Raw genomic sequence first — 6,436 nt, 5'->3', positions numbered from 1 at the left:
ACTTTCGTCGATACGCTTTTACGCACAGATTTCGCCATACGCAAGTATCCTAGCTACGCGGGGACTTGGCTCCTCCCGCGACCGGACTTTCACCGGCTAGAAGATGCGTGCTTAGCTGGGCACGCCGAACGGAAAAGCAGCCTTTCGGCTGCTCCTCCGTATGTACGGGTATAATGTTAAGATTCAAGCTGCAGCCTCCCGGATCCATTACAGCGTCCAGGTTTCACCCGGCTGCATGACTTTTCCGGTGATCCCCTTTGATGAGAGGCTGTCAGCGAATGCATGCGCATCCTGCTTGATCGGCGGGAACGTATCGAAATGCAGCGGCACAACGGTTTTGGCTTTCAGCCACTCTGCAGCAATAGCCGCATCCTGAGGTCCCATCGTAAACACGTCGCCGATGGGCAAAAACGCTACATCGATTTGATTGCGCTCGCCAATAAGCTTCATGTCGGAGAACAGTGAAGTATCTCCGCTGTGAAGAATCGTCAACCCGTTCCAACGGATAATAAAGCCGCCCGGCATACCGCCGTAAATTATCTTCTTCTCTTCTTCGAGCACGATGCCGGAGCTGTGAAATGCCTGGATCATTTCGACCTCTGCATAACCAAGCGAAGTACGGCCGCCGATATTCATGGCAAACGACTTCGTTCCCTGCCAGCTCATATATGTTGCCAGTTCGAAAGTAGCGACGACCGTGGCGTCGTTGCTCTTTGCAATTGGCACAGTATCCAGAATGTGGTCCGTATGCGCATGGGTAAGGAGGATGTGCTCCACCTTGATATCCTCCGGCTTTGCAGCGGCCATAGGATTGCCTGAAATGAACGGATCAATGATCAGAGAATGCCCTTCGTGACTGATCTGTACGCAGGAATGTCCATGATAGCGGATTTCCATGAATTATACTCCTCCTTGATTTTGAAATGCATTGCTTTTAGAGACAAGCACACTATGTATTGTAACAAAGAATCGGCTGTAAACCAAAACGATAAAAAACGGCTTTCCGGTTTTTTTCTCATTTGATTCCCTCACTGCAAAAACATCAGTTTTATCCTGCAAAGGCCTTTAACAACGCCTCTCTAATGCGGTCTTTATTAAATGGCTTGACGATAAAATCGATAGCTCCCATAGAAACGGCGCGAATCAATAACGCCTGCTGCCCCATAGCCGACACCATGATCACTTTGGCATCCGGGTCCATCATTTTGATTTCCTTTAGCGCCGTAAGTCCATCCATCTCAGGCATGGTAATATCCAGCGTAACCAAATCCGGTCTATACTCGGAATACAGCGACAGGGCCTCCAGCCCGTTGCTGGCCTCCGCAACGATTTCATATCCGAATTCAACCAAAGAGTTTTTGAGAATCATCCGCATAAACAAAGAATCGTCTACGATAATAATTTTTTTCACGCCGGATTGCCCCCACTTGTATGATGTATGTACGCAAGGATAAATGGCAGCATGGTCCTTAAATTTCGATCAGACTGATATCAAAATCTCAATCACCTTGCGACAACTTTCCGGAACACTAAAAAGGACCTCCCGGTCGCCGTAAGGGAGGCCCGTAATCGGCCGATTTCCTTCGGTCCTTCGGCAGCTGGCTGACGTAGTTTGCACATTAGTCCCTTTAGCTTTGCGTCCTTGATTTTCACCAAGTTTGCCTTCAACGAATGAAACCGTTATCAAGTGTATTATAGCATCCCCAGGTAAAAATTCAAGAGAACAACGCCCTTGTGCATGCAGTACTTCGGCTTTAATTTAATAGGTACGCTTTCCCTTAAGCAATTGACGTAGGTGCACCGAAAACAGTCGTATATCCGCTGATTGAGCTGAGAATTCGGTTGGCTTCATCGTCGCTCATCGTGCCGTATCGTTCCACCGCATCAACGATCTTAGGGAAGAGATGAATATCACCTGCACTCGCGAATCCGGACAGCCCCGGGAAAGACAAAACATAATGAACGCAAGCGTCTATGATTTCCTGCTGATCGAAAGGCTCATACCATGTAGCGTACTTGCGATCCTGCCCCTCGTTCCACGGTGCTTTGGCAATCGCCTTAATGGCCCTGACCGCCGTCCGCTGTCTGACCGCCTCCTCCATCAGTGCGTCGAACGCTTCCCGGTACTCGGGCATGGAGTACATGTAATAATTAAACGGCAGCAGTACGGTTTCGAAAGGAAATCTCCGAAGCGCCTCCAAGTGCGTATGCGGAGCTTGATGTCCGTGTCCCGTAATGCCGATCGCTTTAACGATGCCCTCCTCCTTCGCCTCCATAAGCGCCTCAAGCGCACCGCCTTTGGCTGTACACTGATCCAGCTTTTCCAGCGTCCCGACCTCATGCAGCTGCAGCAGATCGACATCATCGACCTGCATCCGCTCAAGCGACCGGTAAATTTCTTCTTTGGCCCGAGCTTTGGTGCGCTGACCTGTCTTCGTAGCAAGGAAGATATCGCTGCGGACTTTGCTGATGATCGGTCCCATCCGCAGTTCGGCATCTCCATAGCTGGCCGCCGTATCAAAATGATTAATCCCATGATCCAAGGCCAATTGGATGGACTGGTCGGCTTCGGCTTGCGTCACCTTGCCCAAGCTTGCTGCACCAAACATAACTACCGAGCTCTCATGACCGATCCGACCCAAGGTTCTCTTCAGCATACAATGTCAACCTCCTCAAGATAGAGCAGCTTCTTCTGAACGATCTGTGGCTAACGGGGGGGCGGGGGTTAAAGCAGAAATCTCCTGCCTCCGCTCCGGGGTCATCTCTATATGCAACGCTTCAAGTGAAGGCTGCAGCTGTTCTACATTTCGGGCTCCGATAATGGGCGCGGTGATCCCGGGATGGGACATGACCCAAGCCACCGCAAGGGAGGCCGGATGAACACCATGCTCGCCTGCGTACCGGGTAAAGCGCTCCGCGGACTCGTAATAGCTTGTATCGGCATAGCGGAGCTTGTAATTCGCCTGCTCAACGAGCCGGCCAAGCTCCGGCTTTCGCCCGACACCGTATTTACCGGTCAACAGTCCGCCTCCCAAAGGGCTGTAGGAGATGACGCCCAACCGCTCGGATTGAGCCATCGGCAAAATCTCAACCTCCGCCTGGCGCTTCACCAGATTGTACATCGGTTGAACGCATTCAAACCGGGCCAGGCTTTCCCTGGCTGAGATCCCAAGCGATTTCGCGATCTGCCAAGCCGCCCAGTTACTTACCGCAGGGTACAGTATTTTTCCCTGACGCTGAAGATCATCCATAGCCCGCAGAATCTCTTCCATATCCGCCTCCGAATCGAAGGCGTGGACGAAATACAATTCGATACGGTCTGTTCCGAGCCGCTGAAGGCTTTCCTCTACCGCAAGCATGATGTGCCTCCGGGATAAGCCCCGATCATTGACGCCCTCTCCGGTCTTGCCATGAACTTTACTGGTAAGAATGACTTCATTACGGATTCCGGCAATGCATTTGCCCAATATTTCCTCCGCGCGCCCTTTGTTATACACATCTGCGCAATCGAAAAAATTGATGCCAACCTCCCGGCATCTTCGGAACATAGCCATAGAAGCCGCTTCGTCGGCGGCACCGCCGAAGGACATCGTGCCAAAGCAAAGACTGGATACTTTCATGCTTGTTTTACCTACTGTACGGTATTGCATCCTTACACTCCCTTCCCTTTAAATGTACCAAATCATTCGCTGACGATTGCGAAGTAGAAGCCAGCCTCCATACCGTCGGATCCGGGTTGATATTGTACAAGGTCGGTCTGTTTGAATGCTGCCGGTCTCGGAATAGGAGTGACATTCAATTTTATTTGGTTATTATTTACATCATACCATAAATGACTGCCATACGTTCACCGCATTTTGGTACCATGCGATACGATGAAATTCTGCCTCAGCCCTCCGCGCACGATGAACTGCTTCCGCCGCTAGATCGTCTAATCATTATGGGTTTTAAGAAGCATCTACCTTGGACGGAGGCGAAACGCTATGAGAAAAGGAACGGCAATGGCAATCGCTGTCACCGGTGCAGCACTGCTATCTATCTCCGTATGGCTCGGTCCCGCAGCGACCGGTTTAAAGTCAGACCTGATGAAGCCGCCGTCCGGCAATCACCAAGCCGATCCCGAACTAAACAAACCTGCCGGGAATGAAGCACAGCCGGTTCAATCCGCTATGCCTCAAGCTGTGACAAAACGCATACCCTATCACGGTTCTGTTGAGCACCTCTTTTTCCACCCTTTGATTGCTTATCCCGAGCTTGCGTTTGATGGTGATGCGATGTCCCGGGGCTACGATGATTGGTTCGTTACAGTTAGGGAGTTCAACGCCATTCTCGAACAGCTATATCAAAGAGACTATATTCTTATTGACATCCGTTCAGTGTATGAAGTCCAAATCGAGCGGGGAGTTCGAATCGTGTCCAAAAAGGAGCTTCTGCTGCCGGAGGGTAAAAAGCCTCTGATCTTGTCGGTGGACGATCTGAATTATTATGAATATATGATTCAAAACGGTAACGTAAGCAAGCTTGTCGTCGATGGACAGGGACGTATCGCTGCGGAATCGCAAATGAAAAGCGGTCAAATTCGTATAGACTATGATAATGAAATTGTTCCCATTGTCGATGCGTTTGTCAAAGCTCACCCTGATTTTTCCCTTGACGGAGCAAAGGGAGTTTTAGCGTTAACGGGTTACGAAGGCATCCTCGGCTACCGAACGCAAAAAAGAAACGCTCCCGGCTTCGAAATGGAAAAGCTGGAGGCGTTAAAGGTAGTGAATGCGCTGAAGGCCGACGGCTGGTCGTTTGCCTCACATGGATGGGGTCATTTGGATGCGGGGAAAATCAGCCTGGATCGCTTGGTACGGGATACTCAACGATGGAAGGATGAGGTGGAGACTCTCATTGGTCCCACCTCAATCTATATTTATCCCTATGGCAGCAGCGTGCTGCCCGGAGATCCGAAATACCAGGCGCTGCTGGATTCCGGTTTTAGCATGCTGTGCTCTGTTGGCCCGGAGCCTTATATTCAATTTCGATCCGACAGTATCATGATGGACCGCCGTCATATTGACGGGATCGCTCTAAGAGGACAAATCAAACGGTTATCCGGCTTGTTCGATGCCACAGAGGTGATTGATCCTGTAAGATCAAAGCCAGGCAGCTCCAACTAGCGTCAGGAGCACCTACACACTCATACTCTGTTCTTTATTATCTGCTAATTCCTTCTGTTCGCCGAACAGCTTTTTGAGAAGCGGCGGCGTAACTAAGGTTGTCAGAATAACGACAATAACAACCGATGTAAAGAATTCCTGCGGAAGAAGATTCATTTCCAGTCCGATAGCGGCGATGATCAAAGCCACCTCTCCGCGGGATACCATTCCTGCGCCGATTTTTAGAGAAGAATTCCACGAGAAACCAGTCACACGCGCCCCCAAGCCGCAGCCGAGGATCTTGGTTAATGCCGCCATGACGGTAAGTCCAGCAATGAGAGGCAGCTGCTCCATGATCCCGTCGAAGGTAACGGACACACCGATACTGACAAAGAATACGGGGACAAACACTGCATACGCAATGGGCTCTATCTTGTGCTCGACTTCTTTCTTAAAATTCGTTTGAGCTACTGCAATACCTGCTGCGAACGCTCCGATAATGCCGGCAATTTGCAGCGATTCGGCCAAGTAAGAAAAACCGAAGCAAACGATTAATCCCGCGCTGATAACCGTTTCCGACACACGCAAAGGCGCAAGCCGCTTCATTACCCATGGTACGACCTTCCATCCGAGGACAATGATAAGGGCAAAGAACAAGACTTTCTTGCCGATCAGCAGACCTATACTGACATCCCCGCCCCCCACGAAAAAGCTCATCAAGAACGCGAGCAAAATGACGACCAAAATATCGTCCACGATAGCGGCACCCAGGATGGTAACGCTCTCCCGGCTCTTCAATTGGCCCAGGTCCTTAAGCGTTTGCACGGAAATACTGACGGATGTCGCCGAGAACAGCAAGCCCAGGAACAACGATTCGGCTTGTCCAAGCCCCATGAGCTGTCCTCCAAAATATCCCCCAAGCAAAGGAAAAATAATCCCTCCTACAGCTACCGTAACCGATGAATTCCGGTTCCGGTTTAACTCCTGAACATCCGTTTCCAGACCTGCGATAAACATCAATAACAAAACCCCGATTTGACTAAAAGCTTGCAGTAAATCGGAATTTTGGATCCATCCCAGCACGGCAGGTCCGATAATAATGCCTACAATGAGCTTGCCAAGCACCGCCGGCTGCCCCAGCTTAACACAGAGATCCCCCGCAAGCTTTGTGGAGAGCAAAATAATTAACAATTGAAAGTAAAACAACAAGCCTCCCACTCCCATCAACAGTCGATTTGCAGCACAAAAGGAGCCTGTACAGACATACGGATAGCGTCTGTGACAGGCTCCAC

The 6,436-nt window shown here is 50.4% G+C and carries 7 protein-coding genes and 1 riboswitch; of the genes, 1 reads left to right on the top strand and 6 read right to left on the bottom strand.

Annotation, left to right across the window (positions count from 1 at the left end; translation table 11 throughout):
• Positions 1 to 49: 49 nt before the first annotated feature.
• From ACZYR9_RS19920 to ACZYR9_RS19900, 5 genes are all read right to left on the bottom strand, one after another.
• A complete protein-coding gene (locus tag ACZYR9_RS19920) occupies positions 50 to 187 on the bottom strand; it encodes a hypothetical protein (protein ID WP_488980215.1) in 138 nt (45 codons plus the stop codon).
• 20 nt (positions 188 to 207) lie between these two features.
• Positions 208 to 897: a metal-dependent hydrolase gene (locus ACZYR9_RS19915; protein WP_488980214.1), complete on the bottom strand. Its 690-nt coding sequence runs from the start codon at positions 895 to 897 to the stop codon at positions 208 to 210.
• Between the two features lie 151 nt (positions 898 to 1,048).
• On the bottom strand, positions 1,049 to 1,411 hold the full coding sequence (locus tag ACZYR9_RS19910) for a response regulator (RefSeq protein ID WP_488980213.1): 363 nt from the start codon (positions 1,409 to 1,411) through the stop codon (positions 1,049 to 1,051).
• Positions 1,412 to 1,590: 179 nt separating this feature from the next.
• Positions 1,591 to 1,673, bottom strand: a riboswitch (cyclic di-GMP riboswitch).
• 105 nt (positions 1,674 to 1,778) lie between these two features.
• Positions 1,779 to 2,657: an aldo/keto reductase gene (locus tag ACZYR9_RS19905; RefSeq protein WP_488980212.1), complete on the bottom strand. Its 879-nt coding sequence runs from the start codon at positions 2,655 to 2,657 to the stop codon at positions 1,779 to 1,781.
• A gap of 15 nt (positions 2,658 to 2,672) precedes the next feature.
• Positions 2,673 to 3,650: an aldo/keto reductase gene (locus ACZYR9_RS19900; protein ID WP_488980211.1), complete on the bottom strand. Its 978-nt coding sequence runs from the start codon at positions 3,648 to 3,650 to the stop codon at positions 2,673 to 2,675.
• A 333-nt stretch (positions 3,651 to 3,983) separates the two neighbouring features.
• Here ACZYR9_RS19900 and ACZYR9_RS19895 point away from each other — a divergent pair, with 333 nt between their 5' ends.
• Positions 3,984 to 5,165 carry a polysaccharide deacetylase family protein gene (locus ACZYR9_RS19895; RefSeq protein WP_488980210.1) on the top strand — a complete coding sequence of 394 codons (1,182 nt, stop codon included), beginning with the start codon at positions 3,984 to 3,986 and terminating at the stop codon, positions 5,163 to 5,165.
• A gap of 12 nt (positions 5,166 to 5,177) precedes the next feature.
• Here ACZYR9_RS19895 and ACZYR9_RS19890 read toward each other — a convergent pair whose 3' ends face one another.
• On the bottom strand, positions 5,178 to 6,368 hold the full coding sequence (locus ACZYR9_RS19890; RefSeq protein WP_488980216.1) for a cation:proton antiporter: 1,191 nt from the start codon (positions 6,366 to 6,368) through the stop codon (positions 5,178 to 5,180).
• Positions 6,369 to 6,436 lie beyond the last annotated feature (68 nt).

Source organism: Paenibacillus sp. F024, assembly GCF_057814255.1.
This window is presented reverse-complemented; position numbering and strand designations above follow the sequence as displayed.